General features: G+C 44.3%; 27 protein-coding genes and 1 pseudogene. 14 read left to right on the forward strand and 14 right to left on the reverse strand.

The genetic code is table 11. The annotated features are described in order from the left end of the window. Positions 1-103: 103 nt before the first annotated feature. Both AC57BQ_RS22625 and AC57BQ_RS22630 read right to left on the reverse strand, forming a co-directional pair. A complete protein-coding gene (locus AC57BQ_RS22625) occupies positions 104-775 on the reverse strand; it encodes a 3-keto-disaccharide hydrolase (protein ID WP_496408418.1) in 672 nt (223 codons plus the stop codon). A gap of 158 nt (positions 776-933) precedes the next feature. After that, positions 934-1,989 (reverse strand): hypothetical protein, encoded by a 1,056-nt coding sequence (locus AC57BQ_RS22630; RefSeq protein WP_496408419.1) that lies wholly within the window; start codon positions 1,987-1,989, stop codon positions 934-936. A gap of 286 nt (positions 1,990-2,275) precedes the next feature. Here AC57BQ_RS22630 and AC57BQ_RS22635 point away from each other — a divergent pair, with 286 nt between their 5' ends. The 3 genes from AC57BQ_RS22635 to AC57BQ_RS22645 all read left to right on the forward strand — a co-directional run bounded on the left by AC57BQ_RS22635 (position 2,276) and on the right by AC57BQ_RS22645 (position 5,131). Further along, positions 2,276-2,704 carry a CBS domain-containing protein gene (locus AC57BQ_RS22635; protein ID WP_090472891.1) on the forward strand — a complete coding sequence of 143 codons (429 nt, stop codon included), beginning with the start codon at positions 2,276-2,278 and terminating at the stop codon, positions 2,702-2,704. 190 nt (positions 2,705-2,894) lie between these two features. Continuing rightward, positions 2,895-4,133 (forward strand): DEAD/DEAH box helicase, encoded by a 1,239-nt coding sequence (locus AC57BQ_RS22640; RefSeq protein ID WP_496408420.1) that lies wholly within the window; start codon positions 2,895-2,897, stop codon positions 4,131-4,133. Continuing rightward, positions 4,130-5,131, forward strand: coding sequence for a glycoside hydrolase family 43 protein (locus AC57BQ_RS22645; protein ID WP_496408421.1), 1,002 nt, complete (start codon positions 4,130-4,132; stop codon positions 5,129-5,131). Before AC57BQ_RS22640 ends, AC57BQ_RS22645 begins: the two co-directional genes overlap by 4 nt. A gap of 900 nt (positions 5,132-6,031) precedes the next feature. Here AC57BQ_RS22645 and cysM read toward each other — a convergent pair. The 3 genes from cysM to epsC all read right to left on the reverse strand — a co-directional run bounded on the left by cysM (position 6,032) and on the right by epsC (position 9,093). Beyond that, positions 6,032-6,904, reverse strand: coding sequence for a cysteine synthase CysM (gene cysM / locus AC57BQ_RS22650; protein ID WP_496408422.1), 873 nt, complete (start codon positions 6,902-6,904; stop codon positions 6,032-6,034). Positions 6,905-7,003: 99 nt separating this feature from the next. Beyond that, the gene (locus AC57BQ_RS22655) at positions 7,004-8,143 is read right to left on the reverse strand and encodes a serine hydrolase domain-containing protein (protein WP_496408423.1); all 1,140 of its coding nucleotides are present in this window, start codon (positions 8,141-8,143) and stop codon (positions 7,004-7,006) included. Between the two features lie 140 nt (positions 8,144-8,283). Then, positions 8,284-9,093, reverse strand: a complete 810-nt coding sequence (gene epsC, locus AC57BQ_RS22660) for a serine O-acetyltransferase EpsC (protein WP_496408424.1) — start codon at positions 9,091-9,093, stop codon at positions 8,284-8,286. Between the two features lie 662 nt (positions 9,094-9,755). Here epsC and AC57BQ_RS22665 point away from each other — a divergent pair. From AC57BQ_RS22665 to AC57BQ_RS22700, 8 genes and pseudogenes are all read left to right on the forward strand, one after another. Next, positions 9,756-10,085, forward strand: a complete 330-nt coding sequence (locus AC57BQ_RS22665) for an ArsR/SmtB family transcription factor (protein WP_496408425.1) — start codon at positions 9,756-9,758, stop codon at positions 10,083-10,085. 51 nt (positions 10,086-10,136) lie between these two features. Further along, a complete protein-coding gene (locus AC57BQ_RS22670) occupies positions 10,137-10,703 on the forward strand; it encodes a DUF6428 family protein (RefSeq protein ID WP_496408426.1) in 567 nt (188 codons plus the stop codon). 18 nt (positions 10,704-10,721) lie between these two features. Then, positions 10,722-11,126, forward strand: a pseudogene (arsN2, locus tag AC57BQ_RS22675) (arsenic resistance N-acetyltransferase ArsN2); the annotation flags it as partial. A gap of 30 nt (positions 11,127-11,156) precedes the next feature. Beyond that, entirely contained in the window at positions 11,157-11,588 is a 432-nt protein-coding gene (locus AC57BQ_RS22680; protein ID WP_496409490.1) for an arsenate reductase ArsC, read from the forward strand. Beyond that, complete coding sequence (arsB, locus tag AC57BQ_RS22685; RefSeq protein WP_496408427.1) at positions 11,578-12,645, forward strand: ACR3 family arsenite efflux transporter; 1,068 nt, start codon at positions 11,578-11,580, stop codon at positions 12,643-12,645. Before AC57BQ_RS22680 ends, arsB begins: the two co-directional genes overlap by 11 nt. Positions 12,646-12,811: 166 nt before the next feature. Further along, positions 12,812-13,606, forward strand: coding sequence for an NIPSNAP family protein (locus AC57BQ_RS22690; protein ID WP_496408428.1), 795 nt, complete (start codon positions 12,812-12,814; stop codon positions 13,604-13,606). 83 nt (positions 13,607-13,689) lie between these two features. Next, on the forward strand, positions 13,690-14,574 hold the full coding sequence (locus AC57BQ_RS22695) for a sugar phosphate isomerase/epimerase family protein (protein WP_496408429.1): 885 nt from the start codon (positions 13,690-13,692) through the stop codon (positions 14,572-14,574). 112 nt (positions 14,575-14,686) lie between these two features. Further along, positions 14,687-14,827, forward strand: coding sequence for a hypothetical protein (locus AC57BQ_RS22700; protein WP_496408430.1), 141 nt, complete (start codon positions 14,687-14,689; stop codon positions 14,825-14,827). Here AC57BQ_RS22700 and AC57BQ_RS22705 read toward each other — a convergent pair. The 5 genes from AC57BQ_RS22705 to AC57BQ_RS22725 all read right to left on the reverse strand — a co-directional run bounded on the left by AC57BQ_RS22705 (position 14,810) and on the right by AC57BQ_RS22725 (position 20,673). Next, positions 14,810-16,330 carry a S41 family peptidase gene (locus AC57BQ_RS22705; RefSeq protein ID WP_496408431.1) on the reverse strand — a complete coding sequence of 507 codons (1,521 nt, stop codon included), beginning with the start codon at positions 16,328-16,330 and terminating at the stop codon, positions 14,810-14,812. The two genes, AC57BQ_RS22700 and AC57BQ_RS22705, sit on opposite strands and share 18 nt — an antisense overlap. Before the next feature lie 58 nt (positions 16,331-16,388). Continuing rightward, the gene (locus tag AC57BQ_RS22710; protein ID WP_496408432.1) at positions 16,389-17,732 is read right to left on the reverse strand and encodes an MFS transporter; all 1,344 of its coding nucleotides are present in this window, start codon (positions 17,730-17,732) and stop codon (positions 16,389-16,391) included. Positions 17,733-18,339: 607 nt separating this feature from the next. Beyond that, positions 18,340-19,134, reverse strand: coding sequence for a molybdopterin-dependent oxidoreductase (locus AC57BQ_RS22715; RefSeq protein WP_496408433.1), 795 nt, complete (start codon positions 19,132-19,134; stop codon positions 18,340-18,342). Further along, on the reverse strand, positions 19,115-19,822 hold the full coding sequence (locus AC57BQ_RS22720; RefSeq protein WP_496408434.1) for a cytochrome b/b6 domain-containing protein: 708 nt from the start codon (positions 19,820-19,822) through the stop codon (positions 19,115-19,117). Before AC57BQ_RS22720 ends, AC57BQ_RS22715 begins: the two co-directional genes overlap by 20 nt. 47 nt (positions 19,823-19,869) lie before the next feature. After that, positions 19,870-20,673: a DUF1223 domain-containing protein gene (locus AC57BQ_RS22725; RefSeq protein WP_496408435.1), complete on the reverse strand. Its 804-nt coding sequence runs from the start codon at positions 20,671-20,673 to the stop codon at positions 19,870-19,872. A 252-nt stretch (positions 20,674-20,925) separates the two neighbouring features. On the opposite strand from AC57BQ_RS22725, the gene AC57BQ_RS22730 reads away from it, so the two are divergent. The 3 genes from AC57BQ_RS22730 (at position 20,926) to AC57BQ_RS22740 (ending at position 22,160) form a co-directional block, all read left to right on the forward strand. Next, positions 20,926-21,498, forward strand: a complete 573-nt coding sequence (locus AC57BQ_RS22730; RefSeq protein ID WP_496408436.1) for a sigma-70 family RNA polymerase sigma factor — start codon at positions 20,926-20,928, stop codon at positions 21,496-21,498. 11 nt (positions 21,499-21,509) lie between these two features. Continuing rightward, positions 21,510-21,788, forward strand: a complete 279-nt coding sequence (locus AC57BQ_RS22735) for a hypothetical protein (RefSeq protein WP_496408437.1) — start codon at positions 21,510-21,512, stop codon at positions 21,786-21,788. A gap of 90 nt (positions 21,789-21,878) precedes the next feature. Further along, positions 21,879-22,160 (forward strand): hypothetical protein, encoded by a 282-nt coding sequence (locus tag AC57BQ_RS22740; protein ID WP_496408438.1) that lies wholly within the window; start codon positions 21,879-21,881, stop codon positions 22,158-22,160. Positions 22,161-22,458: 298 nt separating this feature from the next. On the opposite strand, the gene AC57BQ_RS22745 is transcribed toward AC57BQ_RS22740, so the two are convergent. From AC57BQ_RS22745 to modA, 4 genes are all read right to left on the reverse strand, one after another. Beyond that, the gene (locus AC57BQ_RS22745) at positions 22,459-23,046 is read right to left on the reverse strand and encodes a dihydrofolate reductase family protein (RefSeq protein WP_496408439.1); all 588 of its coding nucleotides are present in this window, start codon (positions 23,044-23,046) and stop codon (positions 22,459-22,461) included. A gap of 85 nt (positions 23,047-23,131) precedes the next feature. Continuing rightward, positions 23,132-23,749: an ATP-binding cassette domain-containing protein gene (locus AC57BQ_RS22750; protein WP_496408440.1), complete on the reverse strand. Its 618-nt coding sequence runs from the start codon at positions 23,747-23,749 to the stop codon at positions 23,132-23,134. Next, positions 23,746-24,417, reverse strand: a complete 672-nt coding sequence (gene modB, locus AC57BQ_RS22755) for a molybdate ABC transporter permease subunit (RefSeq protein WP_496408441.1) — start codon at positions 24,415-24,417, stop codon at positions 23,746-23,748. The genes AC57BQ_RS22750 and modB overlap by 4 nt, the downstream gene beginning before the upstream one ends. Positions 24,418-24,429: 12 nt before the next feature. Continuing rightward, on the reverse strand, positions 24,430-25,182 hold the full coding sequence (modA, locus tag AC57BQ_RS22760) for a molybdate ABC transporter substrate-binding protein (protein ID WP_496408442.1): 753 nt from the start codon (positions 25,180-25,182) through the stop codon (positions 24,430-24,432). Between the last annotated feature and the right edge of the window lie 98 nt (positions 25,183-25,280).

Genomic DNA, 25,280 nt, shown 5'->3' on the forward strand with positions numbered 1-25,280 from the left:
AGAGAAGAAAAAATGCACGCGCAAGCATGCATTTGCATTCATTTGGTTTTTATGGTATAAATATATTGAACGCAAAGCGTTACAACATAAACATTTTTAAATATTATAACTGCTTGATGTAAATATTGCGGAATGCAACCTCGTGGTTGTGGTCTTGCAATGCGATATGGCCTTTTGGATATTTCGCGAAATCGGTCCAGTTTTTGAATTTACTGTTGTTCAGCAATTCTTTCCACTCGTCGCTGCCAATTTCGGTTTCCACTATTTTAGTCCCATTTAACCAAAAAGTAAGATGACCATCTTTTTTACGCAATACTACAGAGTTCCATTCGCCGGCTGGCTTAGCCACATCGGCAGAAGGAGCTTTCATATCATATAAAGAACCGGCAAGGTGATTTGCTTTTTTATTATCGCTGGCTTTTACATTATCCAACACCTGCATTTCGATACCGGTAAGGTAAGTTTCGTTGAATTTAGGATCTTCGTGCACACCAAAAATAATCCCGCTGTTTCCTGTTTCAGAGATCTTCCAATCCAGTTTCAGCTCGTAGTTTTCGTACTCGCCATCGGTGATCAAATCGCCCTGGCCTTCGGCTTTAGGGTCAAGTTGCAACGCGCCGTCAACAACTTTCCAGGCACCAGAACCGGTTTTTAAATAGGTATGCCAACCGGTGGTTGTTTTACCATCAAATAAGGGTTTAAAGCCTTTGGTTTGGGCCGATACCGCAAAATGAAGCACAGGGATAGCCATAAGGCTCAAAAGTGTCTTTTTCATTATAAATGTTTTAGATTTAATTAAGATATACCATTAGGTTGGGATAAATATATCTGCTTTTTTTCAATGCTAAAACGATTATATGAAAAATAAATTACAAACAGCTGTGAATAGCCGTGTAAAAATCTGGTTATATAAAAGCGCCCCCCTTTTTTGGTTTAATGTTTCCCAAAATTGAAAGAAAGGTCTGATGCCAAACCAACCGTTATATAGCCATAACTATCCTCAAAAAACTGGTTATAATCATCCTGCCCGCGGTACCCCCCGCCAAACATCAGGGCGGTGCTCGGCATAAAAGGAAACTGGTAATAATACTTTAAACTTACGTTAAGGCGTTTCTTGAAATCAACCGCCGAGTAATTGTCGTACTTATCAGCAATGTAAGTAAAATCAAAACGGATACGCTGCCAGTTTTTGTACACCTTTTTACCCTTCTCCAGGGGATCATCATAGGCCTTAGCCAGGTTATACATACGGCTACCATTAATCCTGATAAATCCATAATGATCCTTTAACCCTTCAGACACACCCAGACCAAATAAACCGGCATGTACTTCAAGGGCTATATTATCGTAACGGTTAATGATCAGATTTTCTTTATCGATCCGTTTACCTGTATAATAGGTAAGCGTATAAAAGTTGGTGGTAAATTTTCCGCTGTCGCGATTAAAGCTGCCATCGGGATTTAGTGAAGGCCCCCTTACTCCGTTAGAGTGGTGAGAGTAGCCAAAAGACAGGAACTTTGGTTTATACGTATCCTCATTCAACCGGTAAAATATGGTAGCCCCCGGCATAAAGCTTGGCGATTTTACCGGCGCTCCTCTTGATGCCAGCAAACGTATTTTAACCCGCGCGGTGAACACGGCAAAAAACCGGGATTTAGGCGTTTGGAACAATATAAAGTTGGGCGCCAGATCGGCGGTTAGCTGGGTTTTTACCTTGTTAAAATAATCATTACCGCCCTCGGATGTCCGTAGGTTTTCTATAAAGATATTATCAAAAGCGTTGTTGATGAGCCGCTGTTTTAACAGGATGGAATCGGCTGTGGTATCAGCCACTACTACAGATGACAGTTTAGACGTGATACCTTTAGCTATTGATATACCGGGTAAACCAAGGCAAACCAGGCAGCAAATTACTTTTAAGGCAGAGATTATATTAATATGGTAAGCGTTGTTTTTAAACCGCGCTTTGTGGGGTAAAAAATTGATCAATGTAGTATGTATTATTTTGACCGGTAGTAATGAATTAAAATCAATAATTTCCAGTCGTACTATGTTAAAATACTGTTAAAAACTATGGGGGCAATATTAGATATTATTCTTTTTTAAGTGACATACGCAGTGTCAAGCAAACGTAAAAGCTGCCTATATGCCAATTAGATGACCAAGCTCTGATAAAATGCTGAATTGTTGATATTTATAGCCCCGGCATCACTTGTTTTTCAATTCTGTTTGTTATATTTGGTTATAGCCAATTCTTCATTTTAACCTAAGAGCCATGATAAAAGTTTCAAATATCCTTGCCCGCAAAGGCGGCCGCATAGTTACCATTGATGCTGGTAAATCAGTTTTGGAAGCATTAAAATTAATGGCTGATGAAAACATCGGCTCGGTGGTTATATTGGAGGATGGCGAATATGCCGGTCTGCTTACCGAACGGGATTATGCCCGTAAAGTGATCCTGAAGGGGAAATCATCTCATGAAACCCTGGTAAGGGATATTATGAGTACCGGCTTACCCCGCATACTTCCCGATAACTCCATTGAAACCTGTATGCACATCATGAGCGAAAGCAATATCCGCTATCTGCCTGTTTTTATTGATGATGCGCTGTGTGGCATTATTTCCATCAATGACCTGGTTAAAGAAACCATATTGTCGCAATTAGAAACTATTGAGCAGTTAAAAAACTATATACACTCTTAGTGGGAGTAAGGCCTTTTGGAACAAGGAGCAAGGACATTTAATCATACATCCTTGCTCCTTATTCCAAAAATCTTTGCTCTTTATTCCATGCATCCTTACTCCAAATACCCTTATTCCTTGCTCCTTGCTCCAAAATTGCTGTAAAAACAACAATTTTTTATACCTTGCGTAACACACCAAGTAGAACATAGTGACGTTTCAGGATTTCAATTTCAACGAACAATTATTCGAGGGCATACAAAGTATGGGCTTCAACACCCCAACGCCTATACAGGAAATGGCCATACCCGTTGTTTTAAAAGGGCATGATCTTATTGCCTGCGCGCAAACCGGTACCGGTAAAACCGGCGCTTATTTGCTGCCCATATTAAATTTCATCAGCAATAGTAATAAACACCATACCAGCGCGCTTGTATTAGCGCCTACACGTGAGCTTGCCCAGCAAATTGATCAGCAGGTAGAAGGACTGGCGTATTTTACAGGCATCAGCTCCATAGCCGTATTTGGCGGTGGCGATGGTGCCGTTTACGAGCAGCAACGCCGGGGTATCCAGAATAATGTAAATATTATTATAGCCACACCCGGCAGGCTGATTGCCCACCTTACATCGGGGGTTTTAAAGCTGAACCATCTTACCCACCTGATCCTGGACGAAGCCGATCGCATGCTGGACATGGGTTTTTCTGACGATATCAAAAAGATCATCAGTTACCTGCCCAAAAACAGGCAAACGCTGCTTTTTTCGGCCACTATGCCAGGCCGCATCCGCGCACTAGCCAAGGCCATTATGAAAGAGCCGGAGCAAATCAATATCGCGCTATCGCAGCCCGCAGTAGGTATCGATCAGCAGATCTATCGTTTGCATGATCAGCAGAAAACACCCTTACTGCAGCTTATCCTGCGCGATTCTGCCTATGCCAGCACCATCATTTTTGCATCGCGCAAGGAGATCGTCAAATCATTATACAAAGAGCTCAAAGCCATAAAAATTAACGCCAACGCCTTTCACTCCGACCTGGAGCAACGCGAGCGTGAGGAGATATTACTGCAGTTCAAGAACAAACAGTTACCGGTAATTATCGGTACCGATGCCTTGTCGCGCGGTATTGATGTGGAAGGTATCGACCTGGTGATCAACTATGATGTTCCCGGCGATCCGGAAGATTACATTCACCGTATTGGCCGTACAGCCCGTGCGGCAACTACCGGCACAGCCATCACCTTTGTGAATCACCGCGATGAGCGTAAGCTTAAGAACATTGAGCAGCTCATAGAACGCCCTATTCGCCTGGTGGGTTTACCCGATGAACTGGCCGCTATTCAGCCTAGTCATAGCCATAGCACTGATCAATCAGACAATAAAAGAAAACCCAACAGGCGCTTCAATAAAAAAAAGCCAAAGAGTAATAATACCAATACCCAAAAATGAACAGGAGTACAGCCCCAAAGCTGCTTTTAAGCGTACTATTAGGCGTAACATTATTAATTCCTGCTGTTAGTGCCCAGGCGCAAAACAAAAAAACATCCGGCAATCCCGTAGTTGAGGGTTGGTATGCCGACCCGGAAGCCAAAATATTCAATCATCAGTACTGGCTGTATCCAACCTACTCTGCCAAATACAACGAGCAGGTATTTATGGATGCCTTTTCATCGCCAGATTTGGTGCATTGGACCAAGCATCCCCATATTATTGATACCAGTGGCGTTAAGTGGGTAAGGCGCGCGCTTTGGGCCCCTGCCGTTACCGAAAAGGATGGCAAGTATTACCTGTTCTTCGGAGCTAATGATATCCAGAACAATAATGAAAAAGGCGGCATAGGTGTGGCTGTAAGCGATAAACCCGAAGGCCCGTTCAAAGACTACCTGGGCAAACCCCTTATTGACCAGATCATCAACAAAGCCCAACCTATCGACCAATTTGTTTTCAGGGATGATAACGGCCAGTATTATATGATATACGGCGGCTGGGGCCAGTGTAATATCGTGAAGCTAAAGAACGATTTTACAGGTGTTGAACCTTTTGAAGATGGCGTAACTTATAAGAAAATAACCCCCGAAGGCTATGTAGAAGGCCCGGTGATGTTTAAGCGCAAGGGCAAATACTACTTTATGTGGAGCGAAGGCGGCTGGACCGGTCCGGATTACCGGGTGGCCTATGCCATTGGCGATACCCCTTTTGGCCCATTTAAGCGCATCGGCACTATCCTGAAGCAGGATGCCAGCATTGCCACCGGCGCGGGTCACCACTCAGTGATCAATGTACCGGGTACGGATGAATGGTATATTGTTTACCATCGCCGTCCGCTTACCGAAACAGATGCCAACCACCGGGTGATGTGTATCGACAAAATGTACTTTGACAAGGATGGCAACATTCAACCCGTAAAGATCACCAACGAGGGAGTGACCGCCAGGAAACTGAAGTAGCCAAAACTTTTTAAACCTTTACTTTTAACAATTTTTTAGTCAAAAACGAGGTGAAAACGCTTAATTATCCCCCTTTTAATAAAGCTTTAACGCCATTTTAACACTTTTTAACAAATTTTTGGTGGATTTGGAAAGGTTTAAAAAGCATTAAATAATTGATTGTCAAATAACTAAACGAAAATTGATTGGTTGTTATCCTCTTTTTCCTTTAACCAAACAGCCCGCTTGTCTCCTGAAAAGACAAGCGGGCTGTTTAATATATAAATATACGAAAAATTATCGGAAAATCTGGTGGAGCAGGTATGAAAACCCGTTCAATTGGACGCGGGCGACGACTCACCCTGTCTGCGCTTCGCTGGACATCCCTCTCTTCGCCTGCGGCGGAAAGAGGGGAGGGAAATTTTTAGCATATTTTCCCTTCCGTCAGCAGATAAGCTTCGGGCGAAAGCCGGCAGAACATGGTGGCTTGTGCAGTGGCAGGGGCATAGCAAGTTTTGCAGAAGCAGGGGCATTGCGCGAGCGAAGCGGGGCAAATAATTGCAGCCCGTGGTTCTGTCTGATTTGCGGGGTAAAGGCCATGAGTGCAAAGAAGCATTTCTGGTGACTTGATTTATTCGCTGTTGTTTGTTTTTTGGTCCTCATTATCTCGCTACGCTCGGTCTTGGTTACTTTTCATCAAGGAAAAGTAACTGGCCCTCCCGCGGCCAAGAGCGGGTATACGATAGACCTGTTGAAGAAGATCCTTCGTTCCTCAGGATGACAAAGTTATTGTTCAGCCAGCATTGAAACCCCTTCCTCCCCTTCCCGAGGGAAGGAATCGCACGGGCCTGGCTTTTTGAATATCTTTCGTAAAGATTCTCTCCTTCGTTCCTCAGGATGACAAGATTCTTACCTTTTCTTTTACCCAAACAAATCACTACTCAAATACCTGTCGCCACGATCACAGCAGATAAATACGATGACGCCTTCTTTTAGCTCAGCGGCCAGTTTGATAGCAGCAGATAAGGCCCCGCCACTGCTCATGCCGGCAAATATGCCTTCGGTTTTGGCCATTTCACGGGCCATTTGGGTAGCTTCTGCTTCGGAGATATCCATTACGCGGTCGACCCGGCTGGCATCAAATATTTTTGGCAGATACGCTTCGGGCCAGCGGCGGATCCCCGGGATGGATGAACCCTCGGTAGGCTGGCAGCCAATGATCTGTATATCTTTATTCTGGTCTTTAAAATAGCGCGAGCAGCCCATAATAGTGCCGGTGGTACCCATAGCACTTACAAAGTGGGTGATCTTACCTTCGGTATCGCGCCATATTTCTGGACCGGTAGTTTTTACGTGGGCCATGTAATTATCGGGATTGGCAAACTGGTTCAGCAGGAAATATCCTTCGGTAGCGCCTTTTTCTTCGGCATAATCCCTACAAAGCTCAATACCTTCCAACAGGGTTACCTTAGCACCGTAAGCCTCCATGGTTAAGGTACGCTCACGGGTGGAGTTGGAGGGCATCACCAGTTCAATCTCCAGTCCAAACAGGCGGGCTATCATAGCTAGCGCGATGCCCGTGTTGCCGCTGGTAGCTTCAATGAGTTTAGTCCCCGGTTTGATGTCCCCGCGTTCAATAGCGCTGCGGATCATGTTGAGCGAGGCCCTGTCCTTCACGCTGCCGCCAGGGTTATTACCCTCCAGCTTGGCGTATATTTTTACGTTGGGATTGGGGTTCAGTTTTTGTATTTCAACCAGGGGCGTATTTCCTATGATATCAATAATACCAGCCATAATTTTATTTGTATGAAAGCTAAATTAAGCTGAATATTTTGCTTTAGGTACTACTAATTAAAAACAGGTATGATTATGAAAATGATATGATAGTACCGGCTATTGATCTAAATGCTGCTGTATACTTTTTTGCAAGTCGGAAAGGCGTTCCTGACTGATATTATCGTTCACGATGATAATATAACCCAGACCTTTCCCCGGATAAAACAGGCAAAGCGTATTAAAGCCGATGCCGGTGTGGCCTTCGTGGTGAATGACCCTGGTGCCTTTATCATCTGTATCTATCATCCAGCCCAAACCAATGGTTGCACCTTCCGGGTCTTTCCAGGTTGGCTGGTGAGTAAGCTTTATGGCAGGATCCTGCTCAGCTAAATTGGCCTTTATATATTTAAGCATATCATGAATGGTAGAGTTCATGCTGGGGCCATTATAATAATCAACCAAATTAAGGTAGGGTTGCGGCTTATTGTTCCGGTCATACCCTTGTGCCAAACGCGTGCTGTTTAAGGGGATCTGCGTTTTGGTATCCTGCATATCCAGGTGTGTTTTTAAATAATGGGTTACCAGTTGCTCATACGATTCATGATATATTCGCTCCAGCAATAATATCAATACCATCATCCCATTGCCGTTATATCGGTATTTTGTGCCCGGTATAGTATCGGGTGTTAAGCGATGCAGATCTTTAAGCAAGCTATCGGCCTTGTAAACATTATAAAAATCCAATTGATCGGGAAGACTCAGTTTTCTGAGGCTATCCTTTACCGAAGCCGGGAAAACATGCGCTGTGCCGGGCAGTCCGGAGGTATGATTAGCCAGATCAACAAGCCTGATCGGATGTCCGTTGAATGCCAGGTTGGGATAATTGCCGGGTAAATATTTCCGGATATCGTCATGAAGTGATACCTTCTTTTCAACTACCGCTTCCGCAAGCATCGTAGTAACAAAAGTTTTGGCAACCGAGCCCAGATTGTAAAAGTTATCGGCTGTAGGCAGTTGCCCCGTGCCTTTCTTTACTTCGCCGTAATTGTAGGTATATGTTTTACCATCCTTATAAACCCCTATAGATAAGCCAACGGTATTGGGTGTATCCATATAATGTCTTGCCCCCAGATCAACAGCTGAATCTATCCGGCTTTTAAGCTTATTATCGCTCAATAGAGTATTTTTATCTTGAGCATCGGCACTTAAACCGGTAAAGCTCAGATAAAGAAAAGCTGCTGCAATAAAAGGTTTCATTTTACGGATTGTAAATAATAACTGATGGTGATTTATTATTTACAATAATGAATAAAAACAACCTACTTTAATTACACAGCAAGGCGAGGGTGTATAAACTCCCGGTGAATAGCTATAAAATATCGGTAAGTGATAATTAGCTATACCTCGTCGCTTTTCAGTGTCCGGTGACTTGGGCTATGGTACACCCTCGAATACGGGGGTACGCTTTTAGTAAGCCATACGTTACCGCCAATAAGGCTGTTTCGCCCTATGGTGGTTTCGCCGCCCAGGATGGTAGCGCCGGAGTATATCACCACATGATCCTCAACGGTTGGATGACGCTTGGTATTAGCCATGCTTTTATCCACACTCAGCGCGCCCAGGGTAATACCCTGGTACAATTTTACATGGTTACCAATTACAGCGCTTTCGCCAATTACAATGCCGGTTCCATGGTCGATATAAAAATACTCGCCAATCTGGGCAGCAGGGTGTATATCGATGCCTGTTTTGGAATGCGCGTATTCGGTCAGTATCCTGGGGATCAAAGGCACATTATCAGTATACAAACTATGCGCCAGGCGATATAAGGATATGGCAAAAAAGCCGGGATAGGTGCGCACCACTTCAAATTCGCTGCGGGCAGCCGGGTCGCCATTAAATATGGCCTGGATATCCGTATTCAACACCCTGAATAGTTCTGGCAAGCCTTTAAAAAAGCGGCTGGCGCGTTCTTTATTATCACAATCGTCGCAGCCTTTGGTCACCTCCATCATGTGGCACAGCTCATTCTCCAGCAGGGTAAATTCTGCCTTAAGCGCGGCCACATCGGCAAATACTTTACCGGTTTGCTCCGGATATAGCAAATGAATTACCTGGAGCGCCCATTTGGTGATCTCCTTGTTCGACGGCACAGCCTCAAGCTTTTGCTGCTTGTTAAAAATTTGCTCGTAAAAATCTTCACTCATGTTTTATGCCCGCTGTTGTAGGAAACAGCCTCTTATTAATGCAAGTTTAGGGAAAAGAATGTGTTTTATATGTAAAAAGCGCTACTTAATTGATGGATATACATGCTTGGCGGTGGGAGGGTTAATGGCGATGGGCTGTTTTGCCCGGCGCAGACGACTCACCCGATCTGCGCTTCGCTGGACCACCCTCTCTTCGGCTTCGCCGGAAAGAGGGGATGGGAAAAAGATTCCTTATAATTTCTTCTTCCGTCAGCAGAACAGCTTCGGGCGAAAGCAGGCAGAACTATGGAGGCTTGTGCGGCCGGAGGGGCATTAGCAAACCTTGCCGAAGCGAGGGAATTGAACGAACGAAGTGGCGGTAAGGTTTAGCAGCCCGTGGTTCTGCCTGATTTGCAGGGCAAAGGCCAAGAGCGCAAAGAAGCATTTCTGCTGACTTGATCTTTTGGTTACTTTTGTATCAAGACAAAAGTAACAGCCTTAGCGGCAATTGAGCGCTCTACAATATGCATTATCCGCTCTGTATAAAGGGGATTACTTCGTACCTCGCAATGACGTGTAGAGAGATAGAGATAAGAGCACATCAGGGAGAATCGAATATATCGCAAAAATTAAAAAATAATTCTTGACAAATCGATATTAATCGTAATATTGCAATATATATTATGGGAATCACCAAAACAGAAATATTTACCGACGAACAAAACAAGTTGGCCGTGCAGTTAAAAGCTATAGCACATCCCGCGCGTATTGCCATATTGCAGCACATTATAGCGGCCAAAGCTTGCATCTGCGGCGATCTGGCCGATGAGCTGGGTTTGGCGCAGCCCACCATTTCGCAACATCTTAAGGAGTTGAAAAACGCGGGATTGATACAGGGCACCATAGAAGGCGTAAGCGTTTGCTATTGTATAGAGCCCAAAGCCTGGAGTAATTTACAAACTGAATTAAATGTGTTATTCTCGTCTTACAAGGACCTGAATAGTTGTTGTTAAAATTTTTTATCCCGATCAATCGCAATATTGCAATAATAAAATATAACCATCATGAACAAAGTAGAAGCCATCAACTGGGCAACATTTAAAGAAACATTGTTACAGCACCCGGAACTGGAACTGCAATTTCAATATGCCGAAGGTAAACTGGTGGACGCCGCTTACCACATCACCGAAATTAAACAGGCGCCTATCACCTCGGTTGATTGCGGCGGTGTAATGAATGCCTGGACCGAGATCATTGTACAATTATGGGTTCCCGAGGCTGAACAGCAGGATCGATCTATGAAGGTAAAAAAGGCTTTGTCCATTGTGGATATTGTTGAAAAGATGCTACCGCTCAATCCTAATGGAACGGTTAAAATAGAATTTGGCAATTCGGAATTTGATACGCGCCAGATGTTTCCGGGAGATATGATCGTGAGCGGTGATAACCTCATCATCGACCTGCGCCCGGATGCCGTGCAGTGCAAGGCGATCAGTCGCGGCGGGAGTTGCGGGACTAATGAAAAAGGCGAGGAATGCTGTGCACCAGAGCCTGCAAAGCCAAAAGTAGAATTAAAGAACCTCGCTGTTAAAGCCGAAGCTTGCTGCACACCGGGTTCGGGCTGTTGCTAAATATTTACGAATACAGATATGAACATTGAACAGGCACAACCTTACCGGCAGGAGATCATCGCATTGCTGGAGTCGCAAAAGCTACCAGCAAATGACCTTCCGGATAATTTAAATGATTTCCTGGTAGCCACACAGAACCAAAAAGTTGTTGGCGTTGCCGGATTGGAGGTTTATGGAAGTTTTGGTTTACTGCGCTCACTTGCCGTACACCCCGAATTCAGAAACTCAGGTATCGCGCAGCAACTGCTACAACGCATAGCTGAGGAAAGCGGTTCAAAAGGCCTCGTGGCGCTTTACCTGCTTACGGAAACGGCATCAGCTTATTTTGACCGGAAAGGCTTTCTTCGCATCAGCAGGGATGAAGTCCCGGCCGAGGTGCAGCAATCATCGGAGTTCAGCCATGTTTGCCCGGTCTCTGCCATCGTCATGAAAAAAACACTAAAAAATACGGATATGAAGAATGTATTGGTGCTTTGCACCGGAAACAGCTGCCGCAGCCAGATAGCCGAAGGTTATTTACGTCATTTTGCAGGCAATAAGGCCAATATTTACAGCGCCGGGATCGAAACCCATGGCGTTAATCCACGGGCTATCGAGATCATGAAACGCGATGGTATCGATATCTCGCATCATACCTCCAACAACGTTAATGAATACCTGGATATTGATTTCGACTATGTGATCACCGTTTGTGACAACGCTAAGGAGAGCTGCCCATATTTCCCGACTAAGGCTGTAAAACTGCATTACAACTTCCCCGATCCGGCAAAAGCAACCGGCACCGAGGACGAGATCATGGAGCAATTCAGGCAGGTACGCGAAATGATCAGGCAATACACGCAAAATTTTGTGAACGAGAACTTAAAAACATCCCATGCCGGTTGAACATTGCGCACCGGTGATGGAGCGTAAAAAGCTGAGCTTTTTGGACCGGTACCTTACGCTCTGGATATTCCTGGCAATGGCCGTAGGGGTAGCAGTAGGCTATTTTATTCCTTCATCGGCCGGGTTCATCAATTCATTTTCCAGCGGTACAACCAATGTTCCACTGGCTATCGGTTTGATCCTGATGATGTACCCACCCTTGGCCAAAGTAAAATATGAAAACATGGGCCAGGTATTTAAGGATACCAAAGTATTAAGCGCCTCTTTGATGCTGAACTGGGTAGTAGGACCAATACTGATGTTCTTTTTAGCGATCACCCTGCTGCGCGACCATCCGGCTTACATGGTAGGTTTGATCCTGATAGGTCTGGCCCGCTGCATAGCCATGGTAGTGGTATGGAACGAGCTTGCCGAAGGTAACCGCGAATATGCCGCCGGATTGATCGCACTGAACAGCATTTTCCAGGTGTTGCTCTACAGCGTGTATGCCTGGGTTTTCATCACCATTTTGCCGCCGCTGTTCGGTCTTAAAGGCCTGGCAGTACATATTACCATGGGCGAGATAGCCAAAAGCGTGGGTATTTACCTGGGGATCCCTTTCGCTGCCGGCATCATTAGTCGGTATACACTCATAAAGATCAAAGGCGAAGCCTGGTTCCTGCAAAAATATGTGCCCTTTATTTCACCGATTACGTTGATCGCCTTGTTGTTTACGATTGTGCTGATGTTTAGTCTTAAAGGTGGTCTTATTGTACACATCCCCTTTGATGTTGTGCGGATAGCTATACCGCTGGTTATCTACTTCGCCGTAATGTTCCTGCTGAGCTTTTTTATTGGTAAATCATTCGGAGCCGATTATTCCAAAAGCACTTCCATCGCATTTACCGCCACGGGTAATAATTTCGAGCTGGCTATCGCGGTAGCCATCGGTGTGTTCGGTATCAATTCCGGCGAAGCGTTCGCCGGCGTTATCGGTCCGCTGGTGGAGGTGCCTGCTTTGATCGCTTTGGTTAACCTCGCTTTCTGGTTCAGGAAGAGGTACTATTTAAACAAGTAACAAGATAGGGCCGTCACCCTGAGCCTATCGAAGGGTAGAGCGCAGAGGCCAGCCCACCATGCTTCGACAGGCTCAGCATGACAGCCCCCTTATGTCATTGACATATTCTTTACTATCGTTTTACCTTTATCTTGCTACCTTTATTTTATTATTAACCACCTAATCCATGAAAAGACGTTCATTCCTGAAGGCCTCGGCTTTAACGGCAGCGGCAGCCGGCATATCAACCCATAGCAGCATGGCATCAACAGTAAAAGAAAAAAAGGGTACCGAGTTTTACGAGTTGCGTACCTATATTTTAAAAAACCAAGCGCAGCAAAAACTGGTAGAAGATTATTTTCAGAATGCGGCTATCCCGGCTTTGAATAAACTGGGCAGTAAAAACATCGGCGTATTCACCGAGCTTAAACCCGAAGGGCAAACCAAAATTTACGCGCTCATCCCTTTCAGCAGCCTGGCCGATTTTTTAGTCGTGCAGGAAAAACTTAACCTCGACCCGGTTTACCTGGAAAAAGGAGCTCCTTATTTAACCGCTCCTGCCACCGAGCCAGCTTATGAGCGTATCGAGAGCTCCTTGTTAAAAGCCTTTGCACATATGCCACAAATGGAGGTACCTAAAAAAGGTCAGCGTATTTTTGAGCTGCGCCGGTATGAACATGCCACCGAAAGCGCGGGTAAAAAGAAACTGGAGATGTTTAATGATGCCGGCGAGATCGATATTTTTAAAAAGCTGGGGTTTAATCCGGTGTTTTTTGGCGAAACCATCATCGGCGATCATCGCCCTAACCTCATCTATATGATCACGTTTGATGATCTGGATGCCAAGGCCGCGCACTGGAAAGCTTTTGGCTCCGACCCGGAATGGAAAAAGGTAAGCAGCATCCCCGATTACTCCGATGCCAAGCTGGTATCGCATATTACATCAACATTGTTACAGCCAACAGGGGCTTCGCAGGTTTAATTAAACTGATGAACTGATAATAAGTGTTTGCTTTTAGTGTTCATAATACACTATATTTACATTAACCAATTAAAAGTAAATCGATGACAACCAGACGTTCATTTCTCAAAACTTCGGCATTAATTTCTGCCGGACTTTTAGCGGCTCCGAACTTATTTGCTTACGATAAAAAGTATATCGGCCTGCAATTGTATACCGTACGTGATGCCATGTCAAAAGACCCGGCAGCGGCTTTGGCCAAAGTTGCCCAGGTTGGCTATACCTCGGTAGAGGGCGCTACCTACACCGGCAACGAATTGTTTTACGGCATGGACGCTAAAGCATTCAAAGCGCTTTTAAAACAAAACGGCCTGATCATGCCAAGCGCGCATTACCGCCTGGGCGAAGAGCAGGTGAACGGTGCCTCACAAAAAGGCACTATCCTGAATGATTGGGAAAAAGCAGTAGCCGATGCAGCCGAGGTAGGCGTTAAATACATGGTATGCGCCTATTTATCAACACCCGAGCGCGGCAATTTGGATCATTATAAAAAAATAGCCGAAGATTTTAACAAAGCGGGCGAGATCTGCAAAAAATCAGGTATACAGCTTTGCTACCATAACCACGATTTTGAATTTGTACAGGAAAACGGCAAATACCCTTACGAGATCCTGTTAGCCGCAACCGATAAAAACCTGGTAAAATTTGAAATAGACCTGTACTGGTTAACCAAAGCCAACCAGGACCCTATCGCTTTAATTAATGAGCATCCGGGCCGTTTCCCGCTATGGCATGTGAAAGATCTGGATAAAACCCCCGAGCGCAAATTCACCGAGGTTGGCAATGGTATTATCGACTTTAAAAAGATATTTACCCAGGCCAATAAAGCAGGTTTAAAATACTTTTTTGTGGAGCAGGATGTTTGCCCCGGCGATCCTTTTGATAGTATCACCCAAAGCATTACCTACATTAAAAAGAACTTAGTTTAAAAATTCTGTTACAATAGCACATTACACACAAACCATCGTTTTATACTTAAAAGCGATGGTTTTGTTGTTTCATACCCGGTCGCTTCCTGCGTGGATTTTAAACAATATGGAAATGAAGATCGATATCAATATGATAAAGGGACTGCTGATAGCATTAGCAGTATCTTTCCTGTTTGCTTGCGCAGCAGAAGCACAGCAAGGCAAACAGATTAAACCCTTGCTTAAACAGCAAGAGTTAGCGTATCAGGCTTAAAGCTTTTTGCAAATCGGGGTCTGTTTTATTCACAATGTCTTCCGGACTGTACTCCACCGGGTAATCGGGCATAATGCCGCGGCCAAAATCATAACGTTTAGCAGCTGATACAAAACGCATCCAGGGGAAATCAACAATAACATGGGTATGGGGCAAAGTTAAATGTTGAATGGTGCCCCCGCTGCAAGCCTGCTCGTTACCGGCAGTTTCGCGGCCAACAAACACCACATCTTTACGCTGAGCCTTCAATGCGGCGGTAAACAAAGCAGCTGACGAAAATGTGGCTCCATCAATTAAAACCACTAATTTCCCTTTGTAACGATCAGACTTGTATAAGGGCAACCTGCCATAAAGCTGGCCCCAGGCAGTAGGCCTGAATTTGATATGATAATAAGTACCATCCTCCGGCCCAGGCTCAAAACCTTCGTTAAAGCTGGATGTGCGGGCGGTATCAAAATAGCGTTCAAAACGGCTGATAGCGGGATTTGGGATACGGGCCTTTACATCCTTAACAATGCTGAATGAACTATCGGCCAGGAACGATAACAGGCGGATAGCCACACGGATATCGCCGCCGGTATTATGTCGCATATCCAGGATCAGGCTTTTGATCCCCCGTTGATGTATCTCTTTAAAAGCCTCCTTATAAATGTTGGTATCGGCATACTGATAGGGCTTGGTGACAAACCACGCGGTCGATTTATTTTTTAAAAAGCGCAGGGGTAAATAATCGGTATTTTTTGACTCTGTCCAATCGGCCAAACTGTTGTTTTTTGCTGCGGGCGTATTTAATGTGGCGCCAGGGGCGAGGGCATCAAATTCAAGCGTTTTTAATTTACCTTGTTTGGTACGCAGTGTAATATGATAGGGAGGTTGCCAATGGTAATATTTGTTACAGGCATCCTCAAAGCCGCCATATTCGCTTAAAAACACCTCTTTAAATGTTTCATTATATCCATCACCGCCATATAGGTCGTATCCGTGATCAATAATGGCAGCAACCGGGGTATTGTTCATGCTGATGATCTCGTCGCCGGTATTTAATTCATTGGAATAATGGTTAGTGATCCAGGCGTGATGGTTTTTCACCAGTACCTCAAAGGGCAAACGGGGAGACGAGGGGCCCGATGGTTTATATCCTACAGGATACTTTACCTGCGTATGCCCACAGCGCAGATTACTTATAAAAGGGTAAACGTGTGCTATAAAATCAGTTTCGGACAAAGGTTGATTGATAGAGGCTACTACATGATCAAAAGTATGGCGCAGGCTATCCGGCGGGGTAAAAACACCATAGGCGGGGTGCATTTCTTTAATAACAGCCCAAAGTATGGACAGATCATCATGCATGGCTTTTACCGGGAGTTTGTGGGCAATAGTATCTGTACTGCTAGCCACAACATCGTTTTGCTTTTTAGTATCGGGCTGATGACAGCTGCCAACTATAAACACGGTACATAAATAAGAAAGGGCTTTAAATACTGGCTTTAAATTTATTTTCATTGCAGATACTAACTTCACAGGCGATCTAAAGATAATAAAAAGACCAGAATCTGTTTTTTCATTTTACCCTGTGCTCCCGAAAGCGGCTGAAAAAGACCATAGCGAGTATGCAAAGTACACAACCGCAAATGCCGTTGAGCCGCAGGCCATAGTCGTGCCCGGGATCTTTACCATATACGGTTAAAAAGGCAAAAAGTGCTATACCCAGGGTTTGTCCCAGTTTTACAAAAAGATATTTCACCGCAAAAAACATCCCTTCGCTGTTCTCGCCCGTTTCTTTGGCGTCGTTCTCGGCAATTTCGGCCAGGATGGCATTGGGTAATATCCCCAGCGATGCCAGCGGGAATGATGTGCTTAACACCAGGATATAAACCTGCGCCGTTGGCGATAACGGGAGTTTTCCCAGGAAAAATATGGCTACAAAAATGAGACTTAGCAAACCAAACGAAAAAAGCATGATCGATTTTTTACCTATCCTTTTGGACAGGTAATTGATGAGCGGGTAAAACACCAATGAAAACAACACCATGGATCCCATCAATATACCACCCATTGATTCGGGAAGCCCCAACAGAACCGTTACAAAAAACAGCAGACCGCTTGATATGATGCTGAGGGCCATGTAGTACGAAAAATCGGAAATAAGGTAGTATTTAAAGTTACCATTGCTAAAAGTTAAGCGAATGGCCGCAAGCAAAGGCAAGTGCGTAGGCACACTTCTCGAATATTTCTTCTCATCAATAGCCAGAACCGGTACCAGCATCACCAGGCCGGCAAAAATGCACAGACCCAAAATGGTATGTTGTACGGCGGTATCCCGGTTGGGGGTATGCAGGATGTGCTGCAGCAGATCGGCAAAGTTATTGACCAGGGCAGATATAATAATGCCGACCACAAAACCAACCTGCTGCAATGATGATAGCTTTACCTTTTCGGCACCGGTATGGGCCAATTCGGGCAACAGGGCGTTATAGGGAATAATGTAGGCCGTTGCCCCCATAAAAAAACAGATGAGCGTAAAAGTAAGCCACATCGCGTTGGTAATACTTTCGCCTTTAACCAGCGGATAAAAGGTAAGAGAACAAAAAACAACCGCGGGTATAATGGCCCATTTCATAAAGGGAATGCGGCGCCCTTTAGGGTTTTCGCTTTTATCACTTAAAGATGCGATAAAGGGATCGAACAGAGCGTCAACAAATCTGCCAGAAGCAGCAATGAGCGACATGATATTAAACACACCGAAAACAAGCAGCTGGGGCACCAGGGGAATTAGCCCGGCGTTTGAAGGTGGCAAATAAAAGTAGGGCAGCATCACGATGATAATATTGGTCATGATGCTCCAGCCTATCATTCCACAGGCGTAAGCAAGTTGTTTTGAAAGTGGCAGTTTAACAGCCGGCATATATGCAATATGCAAATATTATATGGATGTGCGGATGTGCAAATATGCAGATTACAAATGATGGATAAATTGAATACGTTTTGATTTAATGAATTATTGATTTTTCTGAAAAGATAAATCGTTAAAGGATTGATGAATATGGGTTTGGAGGAATCACACATCATCCGGGCGTTACCTTCGGCCCGGGCTATCCGCTCATACGCCTGCAGGCATTAGGCGCCGGGCCGGTATCCGCTGCTATCCCTAACGCGGGTTGTCTGAATCAGGATTAACAGAATGAGTTTCCCGTCAGCAGAACAGCTTCGGGCGAAAGCGGGTAGAACAATGCTGGCCTGTGCGGTTGCAGGGGCATAGCGAACGTTACCCGAAGCGGGGATAATGAGCGAACGAAGTAGAGGTAAGGTTTAGCAGTCCGTGGTTCTGTCCGGTTTGCAGGGCAAAGGCCATGTGCGGCAAAGAAGCATTTCTGGTGACTTGATTTTTGGTTACTTTTTATCAAGAAAAAGTGACTGGCCCTCCCGCGGCCAAGAGCGGGTATACGCCAAGTCCGTCGGCTCTGTACAGCATAGAGATTGCTTCGTGCCTCGCAATGACGCGTAATTTTGTTTTACAACCCCGAATAATAATCATACCCCTGTTCGGCCCAATAATCCGGCGGACGACTATCGCTAAAACTCATGCTGCCAATCCGTTTTAGGTTTTTAATGCCATATTTAACCGGAATGATCAACCGCAGAGGGGCGCCATGTTTTGGCGGTAGCGGCATTTCATTAACCTCATAAGCCAGCAGCGTTTGCGGGTGCATAGCGCTGGGCATGTCTATCCCAACATAATACTCTTTATCGGGGGTTGTCAAGCCCACATATTGTAATTGTGTTTCGGCATCGAGCTTAAAATGATTGATAAAATCGACGAACTTTACACCACCCCAGTGCGATATCTGATCCCAGCCTTCCACGCATTTAAAGTCGTAAATGATATCTGTTTTGGGGAGAGCTTTAATGTCATCCAGCGTGATCTGCAATACCTCACCGGTATGTTTTTTTACCTGCAGTTTCCAGGCATCAATATCTATTTTCCCTTCTGAACCGATGTCGCTGTTATGGCGTACATTTTTGGCCGCCATTTCTTTGGGATAGGTTTTAACCAGGTTGTTATTGTTAAATACGCGGCGAAAGGCCAGCTCTGTTTTATTCAAAGCCCTTCTCAAAGGCGCGTGGGCACCCGCCGTTACGGTTCGCGCTTCTTCGGGCGCATTGTATAACCATTTCCAGCCGCCATAAGCTACGCTTCCGGCTACAATAAAAGTACCGAACGAGAGGAAATTACGCCTCGAAATCTTCTGTTCAACGGTAAGCGTTTTTTTAGGGGCTTTATGTTTTTTACTGAATGGGTTTTTCATCACTTGGAGGTGTAATTTCAATAATGGGTTTAGGATCTTCGTTCACTACTTCAAATCCGGAGATCACCGACCGGAAGTTGTTCCATCCGGCCAGGATCACCTGCACCACATGGACCACAAAAAAAAGCACATAGCCTATCGTTAGCGCAAAATGAAGGATCCGGGCAAAATGGTAACCGCCGCAAAGCCAAGTGAGGTAATAAAACTGTACCGGTTTATAAATAGCCAGCCCGGTTATAACCGAGCCTACCCCCATCACAATGATAGCCGTATAGGCAATACGCTGAGCTGCATTATACTTGTTCTGAGGCGGCGCCATCTTGCGGATGTGCAGATCATGTAGCAACACCAGCCAGGCCTCTTTAAATGATTTTTTTTGCGGCACCAACTCGCGCCACTCGCCCGATATGATGGTATACAGTACATACAAAATGCCATTCAGCGTAAAAAACCACATAAACAAAAAGTGAAAAGCCATCCCTTCCGAAAGACGATGCGGGATACGCAAAGCGTTATAAAACCAATCGGGGAAAAAGCTGAAAAAGGTATACCCGAACAGCGTTATTTTATACTCATCATTGGCCCAATAGATCAGCATCCCGCTCCAGATCATAATGGAGAGTATCGGAAAGTTTACCCAATGCGTCCAACGCATGGCTAAAGGGTGTTTCTCTTTGATAACTTTCATCAGGTATAATTACTGAATTATTGATTTAGCGAATTAGTGATTTTTCTTTACTTACTCACCGTGGCCGTTGTTGTAAGATTGGTCTTTGCGGCAGCCAGTATTTCGCCGTTGGTTTGGTTTTGTACCAGCCCTATTACTTCCCAATCCTGGGTGTTTATTCCTTCGGGTATGCCAATAGTCGCATTGCCATTACCACCGGTATTTATAGCCAGGTTCTGTATTTTACGTACAATTTGAACATGCGATAAGGTACGCCCACCGTTTTCGCCGTGCTGAACTTTAGTTTGCGCTGCTTTTTGCACCAGTGCTAAAAGCAGGTTTGTATTTTTTTCGGTGCCATTTACTCGGTATTGTACCGTAATATGATCCTGGTTTTTTTGTGTATTAAGGGTTAAAGTTGCCGCAGGATTAGTTCGCAGGCCTGCCGTGATGGCATTGCGCAAAGCACCTTCTTCCGAGCCTACAAATTCCTTTTTCCCGTTGACCACAATTTGCGGTGTATAAACCGATTGCAGATTTAACCAGTTGGCATATTCATTTTGGCGTTTGGAGTAATCGGCACTGCTAAAAACATCTTTCCAGCCCAGGCGGTTCCAGTAGTCCACATGAAAAGCCAGTATATAAACCTGTTTGTCCTTATCTTCTTTTTGTATCCGGGCTACCAGTTCATCGGCAGGCGGGCAACTGGAGCATCCCTCCGAGGTAAAAAGTTCCACCACAGCAAAACCTTTACCATCAGCTATCACCTTATTTTTTACCGGGGCATTGTCTTTAGGAATAATAAAAGCCGCCAATACCATTACCGCGCTTATAAAACCGGCAGCAAGGGCAAATATTTTAATTGATCTCATATTGTTATTGTTTGATATACGTTTTTCCTGTTTAGTCGGGTTGCGTACAATAACCTTACAATAAATTTTATTTTTTCTTTTGGGAATGCTGCCTGGTTGTATCAGCACGAGTTATTTATGATCAATGAGGTACATGTAAATTTATTAATAAATAGGATTATATCACGGCAATTCAAAAAAAACAAGTACTGCTTTGTAAGGATTTAAACGCGCTTACGACTAATGGCTAAATGTTATGAGTAAATTTAATCGATGGTAACTGAAAAACAATCACTGGACCCGCACAACTGGGTGAAGGCTCATGCCGATTACCTGTATTCGTACACCCTGTCGCGCATTAATGATGAAGAACAGGCTAAGGACCTGGTGCAGGAAACCTTTTTGGCCGCTTTGGAAAAAGTTGATCGCTTTGAAGGCAAAAGTACCGAACGGACCTGGCTTACGGCTATCCTGAAAAACAAGATCATTGATGTTTACCGCAAAAAATCATCGGGCTTGGCTAACATCACCGAGAAAAGGGCTGAGGAAGAACAAAAAGATTTTTTTGAGGAAGATACCGGTCATTGGACCGAAGCCCACCAACCCCTGCCATTTGGCATTGAAGATCATGAACCGCTCAGGGGAAAGGAGTTTAACCATATCCTGCAATTATGTATGCAAAAACTCCCTGCCATGTGGATGTCGGTTTTCACCATGAAACATATGGACGATGCCACCACCGAATTTATTTGCAGTGAGCTCCGGGTTACCCAGGCCAACTTTTGGGTTATTATTCACCGGGCCAAGCTTAGCCTGAGGGCCTGCCTTCAAAAAAATTGGATCTAAAAACATTAACCATGAATCACTTAAAAAAAGTCATATATAACTGCAAACAAGCCACCCTGCTCATCGAGAAACGACAGATCAAAAGCCTGAGTTTCCGGGAAAACATTGAACTCCGCATACATCTGACCGGGTGTTCCATGTGTAAATTGTACAATAAACAAAGCCAGGTTATCCACCAAATGGTGTTGCAACTTTTTCATGATACCCAACAGCAGGCATCTACGCTTTTGCTTGATGAAAACTTTAAAAAAGAACTGCAAGAGCGTATTGAAGAGGAACTGAATAAATAATTAAAATACTTTGTAAGGTTAGGGTAACCTACCCGACTAAGGGTTAAATGTTAATAACGAACCACACATTTAAAACTTAAAAATTAAAGTATGAAATCAATTATTTCAGGCGCTTTAGCCGCAGGTTTAGTAGCTGTATGTTTAACCTTAAACGTACAAGCCAAAACAGTAAGTCCAGTAAGAACATCGACCGTTGCAGTAAGTGATACCGGCAAAATGGATAAGATGGCCAAAGGCAAAAAAATGGATAAGATGTCTAATGACAAAATGAGTAAAGACAAAATGTCGAAGGGTAAGATGTCCAAGGACAAAATGTCAAACGATAAAATGGGCAAAAAGAAAATGTCAAAAGACACTGCGGGTAAAATGTGAGTTGTTTATTGTTTTGAGAAGGAGGGGCTTATGCCCCTCTTTTTGTTTATAGGGATTAGCAAATCAGGGCCGGCCTGTCATCCTATACCAAAAGCCAGAGCCCCTGTGCGATTCCTTCCCTCGGGAAGCGGAGGAAGGGGTTTATAGAATAGGATAATCATCTTCTTGCGAATTGGGTTTACATGGTTTACACTTTTTATGGTTTACACATATATATACAATTGACAATCAATAACTTGAGTAAATTTATGCGTAAAAAAGTGGGTTTACATGTAAACCCACTTTTTTATCTTTTCTTCTATCTGGTGTAATGCAATAAAACTGTACCGCAAGCGAATGATCTGCAATTCACAAGTTTCAACTCTGAATCATTTTTTAAGGGATTAAAAGTTTGTTGTCCGTTGCCAAGCGCAACAGGATTTATAAATAAATAGACCTCATCAACCAAATCATGTTGAATTAGCGATGATACAAATGAATCACCGCCATAAACCATAATGTCTTTTCCTTCTTCGTTTTTAAGGGCTTTTATCGCCTCTTCTATGTCGCCGTTTATAATGGTGGTATTGTCCCACTGGCTAACCTTGAGTGTGTTTGAAAAAACAACATTTGGAATCTCAGTGAATAGCTTTCCAAGCTTATACTCCGTTTCATCAGGATTGCTTGCTACTTCGGCCCAATATGGAATAAACCCTTCTCCTGTTTTTCGCCCATGTAAAATGCAGTCAACATTTTTAAGATTGTCGATGCTAAAATCAGACATTCCGCTGTCCCATTTATTATCAAGTAAAATGTTCATTTGTAATTTTAACTTTCTCATGTCCATCCGTTTTAGGGTAAATTGATATTTCAAAGTTACAGGCTCAAGGGCGGCGGGAAAAGGCATGATCGCGACATTTTAGCGTTATGATCACGACATTTTAAGAATCGGTTTTGGAGATTCAAGGCCGAGGGTATGACTGCCTTTTGCATTACTCAAACACCAACTCGCCATCGGCCCAGCCGTCAAGCTCCTGTGGGTTATGGCTCACGATAAGCGTGGTTGTACCCAGTTCTTTTAAAACCGCTTTTAGTTCTGCGATCAGTTCCGTTTTCATTTTAGCGTCAAGAGCCGAAAAGGGCTCATCCATTAAAAGAATCTGCGGCTTAGTAGCCAGGGCCCGCAATATGGCCAGGCGTTGCTGCTGTCCGCCCGATAAATAATCAGGTTTGTGCTCTTGTAAAGTATCCAGTTTACCTAAAAGCAATAATTTGCTTATCCAGGCTTCGTCGGTTGTAGCGTATCCGAGGTGCTGCTTTACCGTCATGTTTGGGAACAGCGCATACTGCTGAAAAACAAAACCAGTATTTCTTTTTTGAGCGGGCACGTTGATCTTAGCACCGGCATTAAACCAGGAAACAGCATCAACCCTGATAATGCCTTTTTCCGGTGTGATTAGTCCGGCTATAATTTTCAGGAACGTAGTTTTGCCCGAACCCGACGGGCCATATATTTTGGTAATGCTGCCGGTAGCAAACTGCCGGTTAACCCGCAATACCTGTTGCCCGTGGTAGGCCTTTAGTTTTTTTTCAATCATTACATTGATCATGCCAACGGACTTTTTGCCTGATATTTATTAAACACAAAAACACCTATCACCAGTACAAAAGTAATGGCAAATAAAATGAGCGAATAATTATTGGCCATGGCGTAATCCCGCTGTTCCACAGCATCATAAACCGCGATAGATGCTACCCGGGTTACGCCGGGAATGCTGCCGCCGATCATCAGCACCACACCAAACTCGCCCAGGGTATGCGCAAAAGTAAGTACCGCCGCCGTTAACAATGATGGTTTAATGTTGGGCAGCAAAACATACCTGAATGTTTGCCATTCGGTTTTACCCAGGGTGTAGGAAGCTTCGGCCAGTGCCGAAGGTAATTGTTGTAATGCCGATTTTACCGGGCCAACCATAAAGGGTATGCTGTAAATAACCGATGCCAGCACCAATCCCTGGAACGAGAACACAAACTGCACATCAAACACTTCCTGCAGCCATTTACCCAGGCCATGCCGCGGACTAAAAGCCAGTAACAAATAAAAGCCCAGTACCGATGGTGGCAATACCAAAGGCATGGTAATAATAGCTTCTATGATGATCTTAAAAAGAGACCGGCCCCGGGAAAGCCACCAGGCAAAGGGTAAGCCCACAAACAGCAATATCAGGGTGGTGATACCTGCCAGTTTTAAGGTGAGCCAAATGGGTGAAAGATCCATCAGAAAATGTTTTTATGGAAGCCGGTAACCGTACGCTGTAAATATCCGTTTTGCAGCCGGACTTAATATGTACTGATAAAATTTTTCGGCATCGGGGTTGCTGGCTCCATGTTTTAACAGCACCAGCCCCTGTAATATGGGTTCGTATAGTTTAGGGTCTATCACCTGGTAATACAACTTCGTTTTAGGGTCAGTTTCTTTAATGAGCGATTGTGTGGTAAAGCCCAGATCAACCACCCCCGTGGTGATATAGGTGTTCACCTGCGATATGCTTTCGCCATAAACAACTTTGGATTCCACATCATCTAAAATGCCTTTCTGTTGTAATAATTCGGTAGCAGCCTTACCATATGGAGCTATCGCCGGGTTGGCAATGGCTATTTTTTTGACCCGGGCGCTTAATAATAAACGCTCCCAGTTAGTAAACCCGATATTCTGTGAACTGCAGATGATCAAGCTCCCGGCGGCATAAACCATCGGTTTTTTTTCGGCAAGCCCATTTTTAAACAGCGTTTCGGGAAAGCTCATATCGGCTGATAAGAAAACATCAAAAGGGGCGCCATTACTGATCTGCGTCACCAGTTTCCCGGATGAGCCAATAATAGGTTCAATCGTAATTCCGGTTCTTTGTTTAAAATCCTTTTGCAAAACCGTTATTACCGATTGTAGATTGGCCGCGGCCGCCACCCGTATATTTTGCGCCAGTACCACGCCATGCAGCAAAACAACCGCAAACATTAAAAATATGAACCGTTTTTTATTCATAGTGTTACAATAAAAGATACTAATATACATTGTTAGCCAATGAGTAATGATTATTTGGCCCTTTTTGCTTCAAAAAAACAGTGATTTCACTGTATAAT

This window comes from Mucilaginibacter sp. BGA-UO-ETr-C110 (assembly GCF_059567985.1).

Excerpts from the sequence above, each read along its gene's own strand:
- AC57BQ_RS22745 (WP_496408439.1), bottom strand. The coding sequence starts at position 23,046 with ATGCCTTTTCCCGCCGCCCTTGAGCCTGTAACTTTGAAATATCAATTT.
- AC57BQ_RS22645 (WP_496408421.1), top strand. The coding sequence starts at position 4,130 with ATGAACAGGAGTACAGCCCCAAAGCTGCTTTTAAGCGTACTATTAGGC.
- AC57BQ_RS22740 (WP_496408438.1), top strand. The coding sequence starts at position 21,879 with ATGAAATCAATTATTTCAGGCGCTTTAGCCGCAGGTTTAGTAGCTGTA.
- modA (WP_496408442.1), bottom strand. The coding sequence starts at position 25,182 with ATGAATAAAAAACGGTTCATATTTTTAATGTTTGCGGTTGTTTTGCTG.
- AC57BQ_RS22680 (WP_496409490.1), top strand. The coding sequence starts at position 11,157 with ATGAAGAATGTATTGGTGCTTTGCACCGGAAACAGCTGCCGCAGCCAG.
- AC57BQ_RS22625 (WP_496408418.1), bottom strand. The coding sequence starts at position 775 with ATGAAAAAGACACTTTTGAGCCTTATGGCTATCCCTGTGCTTCATTTT.
- modB (WP_496408441.1), bottom strand. The coding sequence starts at position 24,417 with ATGGATCTTTCACCCATTTGGCTCACCTTAAAACTGGCAGGTATCACC.
- AC57BQ_RS22655 (WP_496408423.1), bottom strand. The coding sequence starts at position 8,143 with ATGAAACCTTTTATTGCAGCAGCTTTTCTTTATCTGAGCTTTACCGGT.
- AC57BQ_RS22670 (WP_496408426.1), top strand. The coding sequence starts at position 10,137 with ATGAACAAAGTAGAAGCCATCAACTGGGCAACATTTAAAGAAACATTG.
- AC57BQ_RS22665 (WP_496408425.1), top strand. The coding sequence starts at position 9,756 with ATGGGAATCACCAAAACAGAAATATTTACCGACGAACAAAACAAGTTG.
- AC57BQ_RS22695 (WP_496408429.1), top strand. The coding sequence starts at position 13,690 with ATGACAACCAGACGTTCATTTCTCAAAACTTCGGCATTAATTTCTGCC.
- epsC (WP_496408424.1), bottom strand. The coding sequence starts at position 9,093 with ATGAGTGAAGATTTTTACGAGCAAATTTTTAACAAGCAGCAAAAGCTT.
- AC57BQ_RS22705 (WP_496408431.1), bottom strand. The coding sequence starts at position 16,330 with ATGAAAATAAATTTAAAGCCAGTATTTAAAGCCCTTTCTTATTTATGT.
- AC57BQ_RS22700 (WP_496408430.1), top strand. The coding sequence starts at position 14,687 with ATGAAGATCGATATCAATATGATAAAGGGACTGCTGATAGCATTAGCA.
- AC57BQ_RS22725 (WP_496408435.1), bottom strand. The coding sequence starts at position 20,673 with ATGAGATCAATTAAAATATTTGCCCTTGCTGCCGGTTTTATAAGCGCG.
- AC57BQ_RS22690 (WP_496408428.1), top strand. The coding sequence starts at position 12,812 with ATGAAAAGACGTTCATTCCTGAAGGCCTCGGCTTTAACGGCAGCGGCA.
- cysM (WP_496408422.1), bottom strand. The coding sequence starts at position 6,904 with ATGGCTGGTATTATTGATATCATAGGAAATACGCCCCTGGTTGAAATA.
- AC57BQ_RS22635 (WP_090472891.1), top strand. The coding sequence starts at position 2,276 with ATGATAAAAGTTTCAAATATCCTTGCCCGCAAAGGCGGCCGCATAGTT.
- AC57BQ_RS22730 (WP_496408436.1), top strand. The coding sequence starts at position 20,926 with ATGGTAACTGAAAAACAATCACTGGACCCGCACAACTGGGTGAAGGCT.
- AC57BQ_RS22715 (WP_496408433.1), bottom strand. The coding sequence starts at position 19,134 with ATGAAAAACCCATTCAGTAAAAAACATAAAGCCCCTAAAAAAACGCTT.
- AC57BQ_RS22735 (WP_496408437.1), top strand. The coding sequence starts at position 21,510 with ATGAATCACTTAAAAAAAGTCATATATAACTGCAAACAAGCCACCCTG.
- AC57BQ_RS22720 (WP_496408434.1), bottom strand. The coding sequence starts at position 19,822 with ATGAAAGTTATCAAAGAGAAACACCCTTTAGCCATGCGTTGGACGCAT.
- AC57BQ_RS22710 (WP_496408432.1), bottom strand. The coding sequence starts at position 17,732 with ATGCCGGCTGTTAAACTGCCACTTTCAAAACAACTTGCTTACGCCTGT.
- AC57BQ_RS22750 (WP_496408440.1), bottom strand. The coding sequence starts at position 23,749 with ATGATCAATGTAATGATTGAAAAAAAACTAAAGGCCTACCACGGGCAA.
- arsB (WP_496408427.1), top strand. The coding sequence starts at position 11,578 with ATGCCGGTTGAACATTGCGCACCGGTGATGGAGCGTAAAAAGCTGAGC.